General features: G+C 65.8%; 17 protein-coding genes. 10 read left to right on the top strand and 7 right to left on the bottom strand.

The features are described from left to right. The first annotated feature begins 11 nt into the window (after positions 1-11). From cobA to AABA86_RS15200, 10 genes are read left to right on the top strand one after another with little or no spacing between them, the layout of a single operon-like run. Positions 12-791, top strand: a complete 780-nt coding sequence (gene cobA / locus AABA86_RS15245; RefSeq protein WP_338307379.1) for a uroporphyrinogen-III C-methyltransferase — start codon at positions 12-14, stop codon at positions 789-791. Beyond that, the gene (locus AABA86_RS15240) at positions 781-1104 is read left to right on the top strand and encodes a c-type cytochrome (protein ID WP_246550300.1); all 324 of its coding nucleotides are present in this window, start codon (positions 781-783) and stop codon (positions 1102-1104) included. Before cobA ends, AABA86_RS15240 begins: the two co-directional genes overlap by 11 nt. Beyond that, complete coding sequence (locus tag AABA86_RS15235) at positions 1101-2276, top strand: cytochrome D1 domain-containing protein (RefSeq protein WP_338307378.1); 1176 nt, start codon at positions 1101-1103, stop codon at positions 2274-2276. Before AABA86_RS15240 ends, AABA86_RS15235 begins: the two co-directional genes overlap by 4 nt. Next, positions 2273-3256, top strand: coding sequence for a siroheme decarboxylase subunit beta (gene ahbB, locus AABA86_RS15230; protein ID WP_338307377.1), 984 nt, complete (start codon positions 2273-2275; stop codon positions 3254-3256). The genes AABA86_RS15235 and ahbB (AABA86_RS15230) overlap by 4 nt, the downstream gene beginning before the upstream one ends. Further along, positions 3256-3708, top strand: a complete 453-nt coding sequence (locus AABA86_RS15225) for an Lrp/AsnC family transcriptional regulator (protein ID WP_338307376.1) — start codon at positions 3256-3258, stop codon at positions 3706-3708. The genes ahbB (AABA86_RS15230) and AABA86_RS15225 overlap by 1 nt, the downstream gene beginning before the upstream one ends. Positions 3709-3710: 2 nt before the next feature. Beyond that, on the top strand, positions 3711-4187 hold the full coding sequence (gene ahbB / locus AABA86_RS15220) for a siroheme decarboxylase subunit beta (RefSeq protein ID WP_212248675.1): 477 nt from the start codon (positions 3711-3713) through the stop codon (positions 4185-4187). 12 nt (positions 4188-4199) lie between these two features. After that, complete coding sequence (gene nirJ / locus AABA86_RS15215) at positions 4200-5408, top strand: heme d1 biosynthesis radical SAM protein NirJ (RefSeq protein WP_338307375.1); 1209 nt, start codon at positions 4200-4202, stop codon at positions 5406-5408. After that, positions 5386-6951 (top strand): cytochrome D1 domain-containing protein, encoded by a 1566-nt coding sequence (locus AABA86_RS15210; RefSeq protein WP_338307374.1) that lies wholly within the window; start codon positions 5386-5388, stop codon positions 6949-6951. The genes nirJ and AABA86_RS15210 overlap by 23 nt, the downstream gene beginning before the upstream one ends. Beyond that, positions 6935-7765, top strand: a complete 831-nt coding sequence (locus AABA86_RS15205) for a CbiX/SirB N-terminal domain-containing protein (RefSeq protein ID WP_338307373.1) — start codon at positions 6935-6937, stop codon at positions 7763-7765. Before AABA86_RS15210 ends, AABA86_RS15205 begins: the two co-directional genes overlap by 17 nt. Positions 7766-7795: 30 nt before the next feature. Then, positions 7796-8299 (top strand): DUF2249 domain-containing protein, encoded by a 504-nt coding sequence (locus AABA86_RS15200; protein WP_212248679.1) that lies wholly within the window; start codon positions 7796-7798, stop codon positions 8297-8299. A 1134-nt stretch (positions 8300-9433) separates the two neighbouring features. Here AABA86_RS15200 and AABA86_RS15195 read toward each other — a convergent pair. The 7 genes from AABA86_RS15195 to AABA86_RS15165 all read right to left on the bottom strand — a co-directional run bounded on the left by AABA86_RS15195 (position 9434) and on the right by AABA86_RS15165 (position 14776). Beyond that, a complete protein-coding gene (locus tag AABA86_RS15195) occupies positions 9434-10318 on the bottom strand; it encodes an HD domain-containing protein (RefSeq protein WP_338307372.1) in 885 nt (294 codons plus the stop codon). A 78-nt stretch (positions 10319-10396) separates the two neighbouring features. Next, on the bottom strand, positions 10397-10873 hold the full coding sequence (locus AABA86_RS15190; protein WP_212252580.1) for a type III secretion system chaperone: 477 nt from the start codon (positions 10871-10873) through the stop codon (positions 10397-10399). 118 nt (positions 10874-10991) lie between these two features. Next, positions 10992-11789: a hypothetical protein gene (locus AABA86_RS15185; protein WP_212252578.1), complete on the bottom strand. Its 798-nt coding sequence runs from the start codon at positions 11787-11789 to the stop codon at positions 10992-10994. A gap of 30 nt (positions 11790-11819) precedes the next feature. Continuing rightward, positions 11820-12797, bottom strand: coding sequence for a hypothetical protein (locus tag AABA86_RS15180; protein WP_338307371.1), 978 nt, complete (start codon positions 12795-12797; stop codon positions 11820-11822). 32 nt (positions 12798-12829) lie between these two features. Continuing rightward, positions 12830-13411 carry a hypothetical protein gene (locus tag AABA86_RS15175; protein WP_212252574.1) on the bottom strand — a complete coding sequence of 194 codons (582 nt, stop codon included), beginning with the start codon at positions 13409-13411 and terminating at the stop codon, positions 12830-12832. A 141-nt stretch (positions 13412-13552) separates the two neighbouring features. After that, positions 13553-14200: a hypothetical protein gene (locus tag AABA86_RS15170; protein WP_338307370.1), complete on the bottom strand. Its 648-nt coding sequence runs from the start codon at positions 14198-14200 to the stop codon at positions 13553-13555. 21 nt (positions 14201-14221) lie between these two features. Further along, the gene (locus AABA86_RS15165; RefSeq protein ID WP_338307369.1) at positions 14222-14776 is read right to left on the bottom strand and encodes a hypothetical protein; all 555 of its coding nucleotides are present in this window, start codon (positions 14774-14776) and stop codon (positions 14222-14224) included. Between the last annotated feature and the right edge of the window lie 107 nt (positions 14777-14883).

Genomic DNA, 14883 nt, shown 5'->3' with positions numbered 1-14883 from the left:
CGGAGCGCATCATGGCTGTTGGAAAGGTCTACCTCGTCGGCGCCGGTCCCGGCGATCCCGAGCTGCTCACGCTGAAGGCGGTCCGCGCCATCGGTGAGGCCGATGTCGTCGTCTACGACCGCCTGGTGCCGCCAAGCATCCTGGCGACCATTGCGGACGGGGTGCTGCAGATCAATGTCGGCAAGCAGGCGGCCCATCACCCGGTGCCGCAGGAGGAGATCAACCAGATGCTGGTCCGGCTGGCGCGCGCCGGCCGCACGGTCGTAAGGCTCAAGGGCGGCGACCCCTTCATTTTCGGGCGCGGCTCGGAGGAGGCGGCCGAGCTCGAGCTGGCCGGCATTCCCTACGAGGTGGTGCCGGGCATTACCGCGGCACAGGGCTGCGCCGCCGCCGCGCGGATGCCATTGACGCATCGCGGAATCGCCTCCGGCGTGCGCTACGTGGCGGGCCATCGCAAGGCCGACGAGCCGCTCGACCTCGACTGGAAGAGCCTCGCCGATCCCGACACCACGCTCGTGGTCTATATGGGCCTTGCCAATATCGCCGAGATCGTCCGCAATCTGATCGCGCAGGGGTTGTCGGGAACCACGCCGGTCTTTGCTGTGTGTCAAGGTACGACGGCGCAGGAGAGCCGAATATGTGCGCCTCTGGAGGCGCTTCCGGTCGCTCTGAAAGACGCCTCCTTCAGCGGTCCCGTCCTTTTCATCATCGGAAAGGTCGCGGCGATCGCGATGGAACGGAGCGCGCGGAGCGATGCGGCACATTGCGAGGCAATTTCAGTTGTGGCCTAGCATCGCCCTGGCAGCGGCCGTTGCGATCGGGCCGGCCGCCGCGGGCGAAGCGAATGCCAATGCCGCAACGAATACTGCGAGGCTTGCCAATCTGGTGCGGCAGGACTGCGGCTCCTGCCACGGGCTAACGCTGAAAGGCGGGCTCGGCAAGCCGCTGACGCCGGACCATTTGAGCGCCTGGAGCCGCGAGCAGCTCGTCAGCATCGTGCTGGACGGCGTGCCGGGCACGCCGATGCCGCCCTGGCGCCCGCTGCTGAGCGAAGCCGACGTGCGCTGGATCGTGGAGCGTCTGCAGCAGGGAGATCTTCCATGAGAGTCGTGGCGCGATGGTGTCTGGCCCTGTTGCTGCTGATGCCGGTTCTCGCGCGTGCCGACACGCTGCGCGGCACCGGCAACCTCGGCCTCGTGGTGGAGCGCGCGACGGGATCGGTGCTGATCGTCGACACCACCGAACGCAAATCGATCGGCCGGGTCGAGGGGCTCGGCGATCTCTCGCACGCCTCCGCCGTGTTCTCGCCGGACCAGCGCTATGTCTACGTGTTCGGGCGCGACGGCGGCCTCACCAAGGTCGATATGCTCACGAGCACGATCGCCAAGCGCATCGTGCAGGCCGGTAATTCGATCGGCGGCGCCATCTCCGACGATGGCGCGCTGATCGCGGTGTCGAACTACGAGCCGGGCGGGGTGAAGATCTTCGACGCAAGAACGCTCGACCCCGTCGCCAACATCCCGGCGATCGGTGCGAACGGCAGGCCCTCGAAAACGGTCGGGCTGGTCGATCTGCCCGGACGGCGTTTTGCCTGGGCGCTCTACGATGCCGGCGAGATCTGGATCGCCGATCTCACCCATGTCGAGACCCCCGCCATCACCCGGCTGACCGATGTCGGCAAGCTGCCCTATGACGGCAACGTGACGCCCGACGGCCGCCATTATCTTGCGGGTCTGTTCGGCGAGGACGGCGTCGTCCATGTCGATACCTGGCGCGAGCCGCTGAAGGCCGAGCGCATCCTCAGCGGCTATGGCCGCGGCCAGGAGGCGCTGCCGGTCTACAAGATGCCGCATCTGGAAGGGTGGGGCGCGACGGGCGACAAGCTGCTGCTTCCCGCTGTCGGCCATCACGAATTGATCGCGGTCGATCTTCGCAGTTTTGCCGAGGTCGGGCGCACCGCCACGCACGGCCAGCCGGTCTTCGCCGTGGCGCGGCCCGACGGGCGCCATGTCTGGGTGAATTTCGCGCACCCGTTCAACGACACGGTCGAGATCGTCGACACCGAAACGCTGAAGGTGATCCATCGCCTGATGCCCGGGCCCGCGGTGCTCCACATGGAGTTCACCCCGCGCGGCAACGAGGTCTGGGTCTCGGTGCGCGATGCCGATCGCATCGACGTTTATGACGCCGCCACTTTTACCAAGAAGGCGGAGATCCCGGCGCAAAAGCCGTCCGGAATCTTCTTCACTGCACGCGCGACGAGGATCGGACAATGACCCCTAGCTCCGTCGAGCTCGCTCTGATCGACCGCTGGCAGCACGATTTTCCGCTGGTGGAGAAGCCGTTCGAGATCGTCGGCCGCTCCGCCGCGCTGGACGAGCAGGCGGCGATCGGCGTCTTCCGCCGCATGCGGGAGCACGACCTGATCTCGCGAGTCGGTGCCGTGGTCCGCCCCAACACGGTGGGCGCGAGCACGCTGGCCGCGATGCAGGTCCCGCCCGATCGGCTCGACCGGGTCGCTGAGATCGTCAGCCGCGAGCCGCTGGTCACGCATAATTACGAGCGCGAGCATGATCTGAACCTGTGGTTCGTGATCGCCGGCACAGATGCCGACGCGATCACCGACACCATCGGCAGGATCGAGGCACAGACGGGGCTGCCCGTCGTCGACCTGCCGATGGTGCAGGCCTATCATCTCGGCCTTGGCTTTTCGCTGCGCGAGCCGCGCGCGCAGAAGCGTATGGTTCCGGCCACCGGGGATTATCGTCCCGATCCGCGCGACCAGCGCATCCTCGCGGCGATCGAGAACGGGCTGCCGCTGGTCGAGCATCCCTACCTCGCGGTCGCCGATCAGCTCGCACTCGGCCAGGATGAAGTGATCGCGCGGCTGGAGCATCTGGTCGCTGCCGGCGTGGTGACGCGGTTCGGCTGCGTCGTGCGCCACGACAAGCTCGGTTTCCGGTCGAACGCGATGGCGGTCTGGAACATCCCGGACCAGGTGATCGGCGATGTCGCCGCGATCTTCGCCCGCCATCCCAGCGTGACGCTGTGCTACCAGCGTCCGCCCCGGCCGCCGGTCTGGCCGTACAATCTGTTCTGCATGGTGCACGCGCGATCGCGCGAGGAGGCCTATGCCGCGATCGACGAGCTGAACCTGCTCGCCGAAACCGGCCTGATGCAGCAGGACGTGCTGTTCTCGAAACGCTGCTTCAAGCAGCGCGGCGCGGTGTTCTCGAGGCGTAAGGAGACCAATTGATGCGCTCGCTGGACCCGACCGAAAAGGCGATCATCAACGGCCTGCAAGGCGGCTTTCCCCTGACGCCCCGGCCTTTCCGCGACGCCGGCGCGCAGCTGGGCCTGAGCGAGGGCGAAATGATCGAGGAGATCGGCAATCTGCTCACGGGCGGGCAGCTCAGCCGGTTCGGCCCGCTCTGGAACGCGGAAGCGCTCGGCGGCGCCGTCTGCCTCGCCGCCATCGCCGTCCCGCCCGAGCGGTTCGACGAGGTCGCCGAGCTCGTCAACGCACATCCCGAGATCGCGCATAATTACGAGCGCGATCACGCGCTGAACATGTGGTTCGTCGTATCGACCGATGCTCCCGATCGCATCGGCCAGGTGATTGCGGAGATCGAGCGTGAGACGGGCCTTCGCGTGCGCGCGATGCCAAAGACGCGCGAGTTCTTCGTCGGTTTCCGCGTGGAGGTCTAGACATGCTCGATGCCATCGATCGCAAGCTGATCGCCGCTACGCAAGCAGGGCTTCCCCTCGTCGCCGAGCCCTATCGCGCGCTGGCCGACAAGCTCGGCCTCGCCGAGACCGAGGTGGTCGATCGCCTCACGCATTTGCTCGGTGATGGCGCGATCCGCCGCATCGGCGCGATCCCCAATCACTACGCGCTCGGCTACACCGCCAACGGCATGTCGGTGTGGGACATCGCGGACGAGGCCGTTGCCGATATCGGCGCCAGGGTCGGCGCGCTCGATTTCGTCACGCATTGCTATGAGCGGCCGCGTCATCTGCCGCTCTGGCCCTACAATCTCTTTGCCATGGTCCATGGCCGGACGCGCGACGAGGTGAGGGCGAAGGTTGCCGAGATTGCCGTGCTGGTCGGTCCGGCCGCGCGGGCCCATGAGGTTCTGTTCTCGACCCGGATCTTGAAGAAGACCGGCCTTCGCATTGCCGCCTGACGGGAGCCGGTCATGTTTCGCCTGAGCCAATACTTACGCGAGCTGAACGAGCCGGCCCCGACCGGGCCAGTTCGGCAGCCGCCGGGACCGGTGGTGATCTGGAACCTGATCCGCCGCTGCAACCTCACCTGCAAGCACTGCTATTCGATCTCCGGCGACGTCGACTTTCCCGGCGAGCTCTCCACCGCGCAAGTGTTCGGCGTGATGGACGACCTCAAGGCGTTTCGCGTGCCGGTGCTGATCCTGTCGGGCGGCGAGCCGCTGATGCGGCGCGACATCTTCGAGATCTCGGCGCGCGCCAAGGCGATGCGGTTCTATGTCGGGCTGTCGTCCAACGGCACCCTGGTCGACGGCGCGATGGCCGACCGCATCCGCGAGATCGGCTATGACTATGTCGGCATCTCGCTCGACGGCATCGGCGAGACCCATGATCGTTTCCGCCGCAAGCAGGGCGCCTATGAGGAAGCGCTGAACGGCCTGCGGCTGCTGCGCGACCGCGGCATCAAGGTCGGCGTGCGCTTCACCATGACCGAGGACAACGCGGCGGAGCTGCCGCGCCTGCTCGATCTGGTCGAGCAGGAGAACTTTCCAAAGTTCTACCTCTCGCACCTCGTCTATGCCGGCCGCGGCAATAAGAACCGCGGCGACGACGCCATGTGGCAGACCACGCGCGATCGCATGGACATGGTGATCGCGCGGGCCTGGCGCTGGGCGCAGTCGGGCAGTGAGATGGAGATCGTGACCGGCAACAACGACGCCGACGCGGTCTATCTGCTGCATTGGGCCGAGCGAACCGTCCCCGATCTCGCCGCAAGCCTGCGGGCCAAGCTGGTGCGCTGGGGCGGCAATTCCTCCGGCGTCAACGTTGCCAACATCGACAATCTCGGCAACGTGCACCCGGATACGATGTGGTGGCACCACACGCTCGGCAACGTGAAGACACGTCCGTTCTCAGAGATCTGGCCTGATACCTCGGATCCGATCATGGCGGGCCTGAAGCAGAAGCCGCGCCACGTCTCCGGGCGGTGCGGCGCCTGCGCCCATTTCGACATCTGCAACGGCAACACCCGCGTGCGCGCGCAGCGGATCACCGGCGATCCCTGGGCGGAGGATCCCGGCTGCTATCTCAGCGATGCCGAGATCGGCCTTGCGGCACCGAGCGATCGGGTCAAGACCAGCATCTATCGCGGAACACGTCATGAAGCGCCGCTCTCCATTTGATCGCATTCTCGTCGCTCTGGCGCTGCTCGCGCTCGCAGGCACGGCGCGTGCCGAGCCGGATGCGGCGAAGCTGTTCGCGGACAATTGCGCCGAATGCCACGGCGCGGACCGGCTCGGCCGGCTCGGGCCGGCGCTGCTGCCGGAAAATCTCGGCCGCATGATGGGCGCGCGGGCAGCCGCGGTGATCGCCGACGGACGCGCCGCCACCCAGATGCCGGGCTTTTCCAATAAGCTCGCCAAGGACGAGATCGCCGCGCTAGCGGCCTATGTGTCCTCGCCGCTGCCTTCGGTGCCTGCCTGGGGCGCGGCCGAGATCGACGCCAGCCGCGTCGTGCATGCCACGGCACCGGACCTGGAGCGTCCGCGCTTTCCCGCCGACCCGATGAACCTGTTCGTCGTGGTCGAGGCCGGCGACCACCATGCGACGATCCTGGACGGCGATCGCATCGAGCCGCTGGCGCGCTTCCAGACTCGTTTCGCGCTGCATGGCGGCCCGAAATTCACACCCGACGGCCGCTACGTGTTCTTCATGTCGCGCGACGGCTGGGTCAGCAAATACGATCTCTGGACGCTGACCATGCTGACGGAGGTGCGTGCCGGGATCAATTCGCGCAACATTGCGATCTCGCGGGACGGCAAGCATATCGCGGTGGCCAATTATCTGCCGCGCACGCTGGTGATGCTCTCGGCGGACGACCTGTCGGTCGAGAAGATTTTCGACGTGAAGGACCGCCTGGGCACGTCCTCGCGGGTCTCCGCGGTGTACCAGGCCCCAACTCGGAACAGCTTCATCGCGGCACTGAAGGACGTTCCGGAGATCTGGGAGATCGCGACCGATCCGAACGCAGGGCCAGTCTATGCCGGCTTCGTGCACAGCCACGAGAAGGGCATGATCGAGGCGCTGCCATCCTCGCAGGGCCTGTTCGCGCTGCGCCGGATCGAGACGCCGGAGCCGCTCGACGACTTCTTTTTCGATCCGCCCTATCGCAACCTGATCGGCTCGGCGCGCGAGGGCAGGGCGATCGTGGTCAATTTGACGGTCGGGCGCGATATCAAGCAGCTCGATCTGCCCGGGCTGCCCCATTTGGGCTCCGGCATCTCCTGGACGTGGAACGGCCGGCTGGTGATGGCGACGCCGCTTCTGAAGGCGGGCAAGATCAGCGTGCTGGATATGCAGGACTGGTCGCAGATCAAGGTGATCGAGACGCCCGGACCCGGATTCTTCATGCGCAGTCATGAGAACACGCCCTATGCCTGGACCGACAGCATGATGGGCAGCGGCAAGGACACGCTTTCGATCATCGACAAGCGCACGCTGGAAGTGGTCCGCAGCATTACCCCGGAACCGGGCAAGACCGCCGCGCATGTCGAGTTCGACAGATACGGCCGCTACGCCCTGGTGTCGATCTGGGAAGACCAGGGCGCGCTGGTGGTCTATGATGCGGCAACCTTTGCCGAAGTGAAGCGTATTCCGATGTCGCGCCCTTCGGGCAAATACAACGTCTGGAACAAGATCACCTTTTCCGATGGCACCAGTCATTGAGAAGCCGGGCTCGGCCCCGTCGATCGCATTGCTGTTGGCGGCCCATGGCGAGCGGCGGCCGGATGCCGGCAACACGAGAGCGTTCCAGCTTGCACGCGCACTGGCTTCTCGCAGTCTGGTGGCCGAGGTCGCCATCGGCTTCATCTCGGGCACGCCCGGCATCAAGGAAGCCCTGGAGACGCTGACCGCCAGCCGAATTCTGGTCTATCCGCTGTTTGCCTCCAGCGGCTATTTCACGAGGGATCGTCTGGTTCAGCTTCTCGACGAAGCCAGGGGCGATGGCCGCAGCATCGACGTGCTGCCGCCGCTCGGGCTCGATCCGGGCCTGCCCGATCTGTTGTGTGACCAGGCCGTGCGCTGCGCGCGCGACCACGGCTTCGCGCCGGAGGACTGCACATTCGTCCTTCTCGCGCACGGCTCGAAGCGCAATCCGGCCTCGCGCCAGGCAACCGAGCAGGTGGCGCGCGAGATCGAGACACGCGCGGCCTGCCGGAAGATCGTGGTGGCTTTCCTGGAGGAGCAGCCCTCGCTCGAAGAGGCTGCGGCATCCATTCGTGGGCCCGCGATTGTCCTGGGCCTGTTCTCCGGCGAAGGCCTGCACGGTGCAAAGGATGCGCCGAAGCTGGTTGCACGGCTTGGTCGCCGCGACATCGTGTTCGCGGGCATCATGGGCAGCGGGCCCGGCATCGAGGATCTCGTGGCACGGGCGGTGGTCGCTGTCCTGCAAGACTCGGGAGCGGTGCAGGTGGCCGGGCCACCGAACCAGTCGACGCTTGCGGCGGCGCCGGGAGGCTGGGCCGTTTCAGTTGATTGATGGCGCGGCGTTGAAGGGGAGGGGAAAGAGATGACCGAGTACCTTGATGTCGATGTCCGTCCGATCCTGCGCGCGGGTGGTGAGCCCTTCTCGGCCATCATGGCCGCAGTGGAGAGTCTAGAACCGGGACAGGGCATCCGGCTGTACGCGCCGTTCAAGCCCGTGCCCTTGTTCGATGTGATGGCCGGCAAGGGCTTTGCCCATTCCGCGACGGAGCTCGGCGGCGGCGAGTGGCAGGTGCTGTTCACCCCGACCGGGGCGCCTGCCGAAGCTCTCGTGCCGAAAGCGCAGGCCAGCGCCAAATGGCCGGAGTCGAAGCTACGGCTCGACACCAGGGAGCTCGATCCGCCGGAGCCGATGACGAGGATCCTCGCCGCGGCCGAGACGCTGGGTCCCGGAGAAACGCTGACCGCGTTCCTCAGCCGCGAGCCCGTGTTCCTCTTTCCGCAGCTGGAGAAGCGGGGCTACAACTGGCTCGGCGGCTTTCTGCCTGACGGTGTGACCTACGAGCTGACGGTGCGGGCACCGTCGTGAGCGGGATTTCGGGTCCTAGCGCTCCCGTAGCCCGGATGGAGCGGGAGCGTAATCCGGGGCCGCTCGCCCGGCATCTTGCACTGTCCCGGATTGCGCTCCGCTCCATCCGGGCTACGGCACCGCGCCTGTGTCGCCCGCTGTCAACCCGTCCCGCCAAAAATATTCCACTTTACCGAAATTCGGTTTCGGCGTATGTGTCGTCCATCCCGGCTCACCAAGAGGGGCGATCATGTGTCGTCACGCATCGCGAGCCGGGCTTGCGGTGGACGCGGCAGCGTCGGCACGAGAGGCGCGGGCAGGGCGGGTAGTCCCTGTGAGCCCGAGGCTTCGTGCGACGAGCGGCGCTGCTAGGCTTCGTCTCGTCTGTAAGTTTCCGGCTTCGTCGACGGGGCCCGGAAAAACTGCGGCGAAATGGCGGGCCGTGCGTACGGCAAAACCGTGTGGTCCTGGCCGTCGTTGCTACGGTCAAGTCTTGCGAAGGTGCGAGCGAGCCCAACCGGGCAGACTGCATCATCCAATTCGCGGGGCGAGGGAGGCCAGAAGGAATGGTCGGCTCCCGGGAGATCACGGCATAAGCCGTCCAGCCACTGCGCAGGGAAGGCCGAGTGATCGGCACCACCTGTATGCTGCTGTGCGGTTCTTCCTGCGTGCGCTTTTCGCGCAGCGGACCGCGGGTGCGAGCTGGCACCCGGCCTTCCCTGCGCCCTCTTGGATTGGAGGGTAGCGAGATCAAGCAAAGCTCGGGCGAAATCCGCCGCGAGGACGCGAAGGCATGTCTGCGAGCTGAGCTGCGTGCCACAAACTCGATCTCGTAGGGTGGGCAAAGCGGAAGCGTGCCCACGCCTTGTTGCTTATGGACAGAGATCGTGGGCACGGCGTTATGCGCCTTTGCCCACCCTACGGCACTGCCGCTGGGATGCGCACTGGCGCATTGTAATGACGTTGGAGAGCGCGCGCCACTCACCGCCCTCGTGCCCCGGACGCAGCGCAGCGTCACTTCGACGGTGCGCTGCAGAGCCGGGGCCCATCCATCCGCATCGTGCCGTGCCGCCTCTCTGCGCCGCAACGCTCACGCGTTGCAGCTTGTCCGGGACACGAGAGAGAGTGCAACGATGCTTGCCCCGGCCGCTTGCGCTAAAGCGTCGGCGCCCCATGCCGTACGGCTTGCCTCTGTCCGAGCTGCGGGCCCATCATGCGCAGTGCATTCTCTGCGCACAGCACATGATGGTGCAGATTGGCGATCCACTGCCGGCCCGAGACGGTCAGGTTCAAATATTTCATGCCGTCGCCGATGTGCATCGAGACCGTGTTCCAGAAGAACTCCGGATATTTGTCGACGAGATCGGCCGGAGACGAATAGCCAAGTTGCCGGTTGCGACCATTCTCCTCGAATTCGTAGAACAGCGCATTCACCTTGCGCGGATACATGGGATCGCCGAGCTGGCCGATGAAGTCTGCCGCCTGGACGAGCCGCGGCACGAAATCGGAGGTGCCGCACCTCTCGGCCGGGGAAGGCGGAAACCGGGTGAATTCGATCGCTTCGGTGATGCGGTTGGCATCGATCTCGGGAGTGTCGGCCAGTCGTTCGCGGACGAACATCTTGGAGCGGTTGACGTGACAGGCCATCAGCGCGGCGTCGGAGGCCCCGCGCGCAAGCTTGATCCTGCGGCCATCCTCATGCGCGACGAACTCCTCGACCGTATCGCCGCTGAGGATCCCACGGACATAGCCGATGTCGTGGAACAGACACGCCAGGATCAAATGCATATAGTCGGAAGGTTCGATCCGCCGCGACATCATCAGGCCATGCAGGATGTCGCGTCCGACCATCGTCACCAGCCAGGTGTGCTCGTAATTGTGATAGAGCGCATCGCTTCGGGCGATGCATTCGATCGTCATGCGTGCGAGCGAGCCGAGCTGATCCGCCAGCGCGCTGCCGGCCGGCCCGAAGATCGAGCGAAAGTCCCGGGCGAGGAACTTTCCGAGGCTGCTGGCCGCATCGGCCGTGATGGTCCTCATATGCCTTCTCCGCGCAATGATTCGTTCGGCAATTCGTTCGTTTCCGGCAAACGCCGGCAGCCTTCCCGCCGCTACGCGTCAAGGCCGGAAGATCAGGATAGTCTCGTCATGGCCCTGGCTCGGCGCTGGGGCCGCCAAACGCGGCGCCTTGGGATGGCCGAGCTCTGCGGCATAGTCCACCGCCATATGCGCGACGTCGCCGATGGTCTCGACCAGACGGGTCATCGCGTCCGGCAGGCAAGGCGCAATTGCCTCGATCCTGACGGCCGGCGGCGAGGATCGGTTGTCGATGCGACAACACGCGCGCCGGTAGGGCAAAAATCGCAGGTTGGATTTGAGCAGGCGGGCGATCTCCTCGTCCATCGCGAGTGGATCGTCGGAGAGCGCGCCGACGGGACCCGAGATCACGACGTGGCGTTCGTCATGGCTCAGTGCCAGCGTAATGGAGATGCCGTCGACGCTGAGCGAGGCCTCGTCGCCGGATCGCAAACGGGGCGGCGACAGGCCGAGCGAATGCCAGAGCGTCTCGATCAGGCGACGGAATTCGTCGTTCATCGCGGGCCGTCTCGATGGCCGTTCCGCAGCCGCCGCGTGGCGGTACGGTACGGTGGTGCAGTCATGAAGGATGTCGCCATCTTGCCTGTAGGCGTCATGCCGGTCCGGTGCCGCCGGATCAAACCAGCGCGCGAAGCTGGTTGGCCTTCTCGGCCCGCATCTCCGACATGGCCTGGAACAGCTGCTGGAACTGCTGGCGCAGCCGTTCGGTCAGATCGTTGGCGTCGGCCTTGTGGGTGTTGGCCAGCTCGGCGTCGGCCGCGGCGATTTGGCCTTCCGCTTCGCGATACTTGGCATTGGCCTGGGTTTCGGATCCAATTTTGGCTGAACCGGCTGCAAGTGCGTCCGATAGGCCTTTGCCAAATGCTCGTTGGCCGCTTTCCGAGCTCCAATAGGCGCTTACCATGGTGGTGGCGCTGCCAACTAGCGACGTCGCAAGTTGCCACGTCGAATTGCTCTCGATCTCTTTGGCCGCCGTCTTGTTGGTCGCGGCTTGGGCCAGCTGCTGCGAGCGCGCAGCCTCCATGGCCTCCTTGCGCTTCTGGAGAGCGTCGTCCTGCTGGTGATCGTTCGATTGCAGGACGGCCTTGAACAGCGCGCGTGCGGCATCCAGCGGCGACAGCGCCAATCCGGCGTCGCGGTCCGGGACGACCGCCGGATTCAGCGCACTCGCTGCGGCGGAGAAGCGGCTCGCGGCGGCGTCGACTGCGCCGTCATACTCGGCTGCCGGGACCGCCGAGGTCGGCGCGAATGTCGACGCGACGTTTCGGGGAGCGGAGGCTGTGGAAGGCGGAACGGTGCTTTGCAAGCTGGAGATTCCCGACGCGGTGGCCTTGCCGCCCTTCGCGACGGGCTGGGTGCTGTCCTGCAGCGGCTGGTCGAGCTGGGCGCCGGAATTTCGAATGCTCTCGATCATGGTGTGGTGTCTCCTTGCGTGAATGGATCGTCAGGCGAAGCGGACGCGCGAGGTTGCGTTTGCCTTGTTGCGCAGGGTGTCGGCGGTCTCCACGAGGACGCGGCCCCAGCTCTCGCTCGTCGTCGTCAGGCGCTTGATGGCCTGCTGCACGTATTCGTCGATCTGCTCGAGGGTGGCCTGGGCAATCTGCTGATCGGCATGTGCCCGCTTGCTTGCCGCCTGGTGGCCGGCGTTCTGGTAATCGATATAGGCGGCCGTCGCCTCGGCCGCCGATGCCGTCAGCTGGGCGGACAGCCGGAGGATGCCAGCTTGAAGCTCGGACGGGTTACCGCAGAAGATGGTCGCCACGCCGAGTGCAATCTGCGCCGCGGCGAGCGCGATGCCAAATATCGTGTCGGCGTCGTTGGCGCCATCCTTGTCGCCGGGACGGAACGCGAGATAGAGGTTGCCGGCCAGTCCGTGCCCGGTGGTCATGTTCAGCGTGCTGTCGGTGGCCGATATGAGACCACAGACGCCCGCAGCGATCAGCAAGGCGCCGAGCGGGCCACCGACGCCACTCGCACTCGCGACCACCCCCGCAATGATGCTGACGACGGAAACGATCACTTCGCACACCGTCTTGACGACATCCAGCCACGAGCTGTCCGACTGCTTGGCGAGCTCGTCGATCGCCTTTTGCGCGGCCTCCAGTCGCCGCGCAACCACCTCCTGGCGGCGCTGGTCGTCGACCTTGATCTCGTCGCGGTTGGCCTTGCCCAGGATATCCGCGATCTTGGCGGCCGCGACCGCACAGGTCAGCTCCGGGCTCTCGTGGTTCGGCATGAAGCCGGCGAGACTGGCAAAGGCTGCGCCGAGGTCGTCGGCAACGCCGCTGGGCGGCGGCAGGTTGCCGCTGCCGATCGCGGCCGCACCGGCCACCCCGGCGCCGACTTTCGGATCGACCGGGACGATCTGCGGCGCGACCTGTCCGGTCGAGATCGGCGAAACTGGTTTGGTTACGGCATCCATGGTGAGCTGCTCTTGCTGGTGATGGCTGATCGCTATCTCGCGGCCTTGAGGGCGTGCCGATGTGCGGAGCGCCGCTCGATGGCGTGGGCATGCATCCGCACGGCGTACGCCGCCGCGGCGGCACTGGTGCTGCGGCTCAGCCGTTCGGCCACCGCGAAATGCGCAATGGCGCCGTCATATTCGCGTGCCGACAGCAGACATTCGCCGAGCCGCAGATGTCCTTCCGGATTGGCGGCATCGAGGGCGATGAAATGCACATAGAGCTTGGCGGCGAGCGCGATGTTGCCCTCGCCCTGATAGGTGAGGGCGATCGCGTAGATCACGCGGGCATCGAGCGGCTCGAGCTGGTGCAGCACCATCATCCAGTCGCGTCCCTTCCTGATGTCGCCGGCCTGGATCATCCAGCAGCCGCGGATGAACATGGCGTCGCGCTCCTCGCTGGTCAGGCCGCAGATGTCGGCCAGCGCCATGCCTTCCGACATCAGCTTGATGATGCTCTGCGCCTTCGGCGACAGCTCGAGGCTGTCGATCAGCCGCTGCGCGGTCGGGGTGGCGATGTCGATCATGCGGCGCCATTCGGCTTCGCTCTTCGGCAGTCCATCGAGTATCGACATCGCGGTGAGGTCCTCGAACCCAGTGTCGGCATGATAGCGCCGGGTCGGCAGCGGCCGTGTCGCAGGGGTTACAGGGCCATTGTGTTTTGCAGCGTGCGCATTTCGGACGAGCTGGACGCAGCGCACCGAAGCAAGTCTCGTCTAATCGTGAGGAAGCGGCGGCGGTTTGACGCCCAGGAGGTGATAGACTCTCAACTGGAGTGTCTGAGCCTCGTCGGCATGGCGTTGCGCCTCTTGATAGGCGCCCTGGGTCAGCTGTCTTCGCATCCCCGTCCTGTCCAGTTCCGCGTAGACGGAGCGGAAATACGCATCCGCTTCAGTCGTTCCCATGGGGACGGTGTGCCTGGCGAGCGCGAGCTTCTGTACAGCGCGGTTGCCGGCCTCATCGGCCTCGCGCCTCGCGTCCCGTGCCTGCCGCAGGAATCGTTGCTGCCATTCGACATTGGCGTCGGCGAGATTCCGCGCTGTGGTGGCGTGACGTTCGAGCGTGGGTCGGAGCTGGGCCAGCTTCTGCAGCTTTGCGTCGGGCGTCAGGTTCGATTGCTCGATCGCCCGCTTCGTCCCGATGTCGGTCTCGTAGAGGGTGAGCGCCTCTGTCGTGGACCTGTTGAGGGCTTCGACGATCTCGCGATTGATGTTGAAGGGCTCCGGCGCGGCAGGGGGAGGCGGCGACGTTTGCGCGGCGATCCCGCCGGAGATCGGCTTGCCCGGCGCGGGTGCTTCCGCAACCTGGATCTGTGCCCGTACATGCACCGGCTGATTCTGTGGACGATCCACTCCGTCGCTCATCAGTTCGGCTCCGCGCGGACGCTACCAATATTTGTCGTTTCTCAGCTTGAACGCCTCGTCCTGACGCAGTCGGGCGTCTGTATAGGTCGCGTAGGCATTCGCCGCTTTGTGTGCTGCCTCGGTGATCGCCCCTTGATCATTTCCCTTTTTCGCCTGTTCCAGCTCCCCCTTCGCCTTCTGCCACGTGTCCCAGGTCCGTCGAAGGACCAGATCCTGCAGCTCCAAATTCGATCGGGTGAGCCTGTGCGCCTCGGTCCAATGATGCTCGAGATTGGGCCTGAGGCGATCCAGTTTCTCCTGCTTCGCCGCCGGCCGCAGGTTCGAATGCTCGATCGTCTCCCATTCTCTCTTGTCCTGGCTGTAGCGCGCGACCGCATCGCTGGCAGCTCTGGCGCTGTGCTCCGCCGTTATCTCCAGCTCGGCGCGTGGCTCCGGCGCGGGGGGCGGAGGCGCTGTCTTCTGCGTGGCGATCCCGCCGGAGACCGGCTTGCCGGCCGCAGGCGCTTCCGCCACCTCGATGGGGGATGGCAGGTGCACTGGTTGTTGGGATGCAGGGCTGCTGACTTCACCGCTCATTCTGTGTTCTCCCATCCCGTTGCGTCGGTTGGCTTCGCCTGGCGCGAGTGCCTCCGCGCATTGCTGACACGGTTGCATCGTTGGCGTTGTGCCCGGGATGACAGAGG

Source organism: Bradyrhizobium sp. TM233 (assembly GCF_036247965.1).
Classification (GTDB): Bacteria; Pseudomonadota; Alphaproteobacteria; order Rhizobiales; family Xanthobacteraceae; genus Bradyrhizobium; species Bradyrhizobium ottawaense.
The sequence above is the reverse complement of the archived record's forward strand: the minus strand, read 5'-3'. Positions and strand labels throughout refer to the sequence as shown.

What these genes read in the sequence shown, in the direction of transcription:
- ahbB (WP_338307377.1), top strand. Translation starts at nt 2,273, where the DNA reads ATGACCCCTAGCTCCGTCGAGCTCGCTCTGATCGACCGCTGGCAGCAC.
- nirJ (WP_338307375.1), top strand. Translation starts at nt 4,200, where the DNA reads ATGTTTCGCCTGAGCCAATACTTACGCGAGCTGAACGAGCCGGCCCCG.
- cobA (WP_338307379.1), top strand. Translation starts at nt 12, where the DNA reads ATGGCTGTTGGAAAGGTCTACCTCGTCGGCGCCGGTCCCGGCGATCCC.
- AABA86_RS15185 (WP_212252578.1), bottom strand. Translation starts at nt 11,789, where the DNA reads ATGATCGAGAGCATTCGAAATTCCGGCGCCCAGCTCGACCAGCCGCTG.
- AABA86_RS15200 (WP_212248679.1), top strand. Translation starts at nt 7,796, where the DNA reads ATGACCGAGTACCTTGATGTCGATGTCCGTCCGATCCTGCGCGCGGGT.
- AABA86_RS15195 (WP_338307372.1), bottom strand. Translation starts at nt 10,318, where the DNA reads ATGAGGACCATCACGGCCGATGCGGCCAGCAGCCTCGGAAAGTTCCTC.
- AABA86_RS15190 (WP_212252580.1), bottom strand. Translation starts at nt 10,873, where the DNA reads ATGAACGACGAATTCCGTCGCCTGATCGAGACGCTCTGGCATTCGCTC.
- ahbB (WP_212248675.1), top strand. Translation starts at nt 3,711, where the DNA reads ATGCTCGATGCCATCGATCGCAAGCTGATCGCCGCTACGCAAGCAGGG.
- AABA86_RS15180 (WP_338307371.1), bottom strand. Translation starts at nt 12,797, where the DNA reads ATGGATGCCGTAACCAAACCAGTTTCGCCGATCTCGACCGGACAGGTC.
- AABA86_RS15170 (WP_338307370.1), bottom strand. Translation starts at nt 14,200, where the DNA reads ATGAGCGACGGAGTGGATCGTCCACAGAATCAGCCGGTGCATGTACGG.
- AABA86_RS15235 (WP_338307378.1), top strand. Translation starts at nt 1,101, where the DNA reads ATGAGAGTCGTGGCGCGATGGTGTCTGGCCCTGTTGCTGCTGATGCCG.
- AABA86_RS15205 (WP_338307373.1), top strand. Translation starts at nt 6,935, where the DNA reads ATGGCACCAGTCATTGAGAAGCCGGGCTCGGCCCCGTCGATCGCATTG.
- AABA86_RS15210 (WP_338307374.1), top strand. Translation starts at nt 5,386, where the DNA reads ATGAAGCGCCGCTCTCCATTTGATCGCATTCTCGTCGCTCTGGCGCTG.
- AABA86_RS15175 (WP_212252574.1), bottom strand. Translation starts at nt 13,411, where the DNA reads ATGTCGATACTCGATGGACTGCCGAAGAGCGAAGCCGAATGGCGCCGC.
- AABA86_RS15225 (WP_338307376.1), top strand. Translation starts at nt 3,256, where the DNA reads ATGCGCTCGCTGGACCCGACCGAAAAGGCGATCATCAACGGCCTGCAA.
- AABA86_RS15165 (WP_338307369.1), bottom strand. Translation starts at nt 14,776, where the DNA reads ATGAGCGGTGAAGTCAGCAGCCCTGCATCCCAACAACCAGTGCACCTG.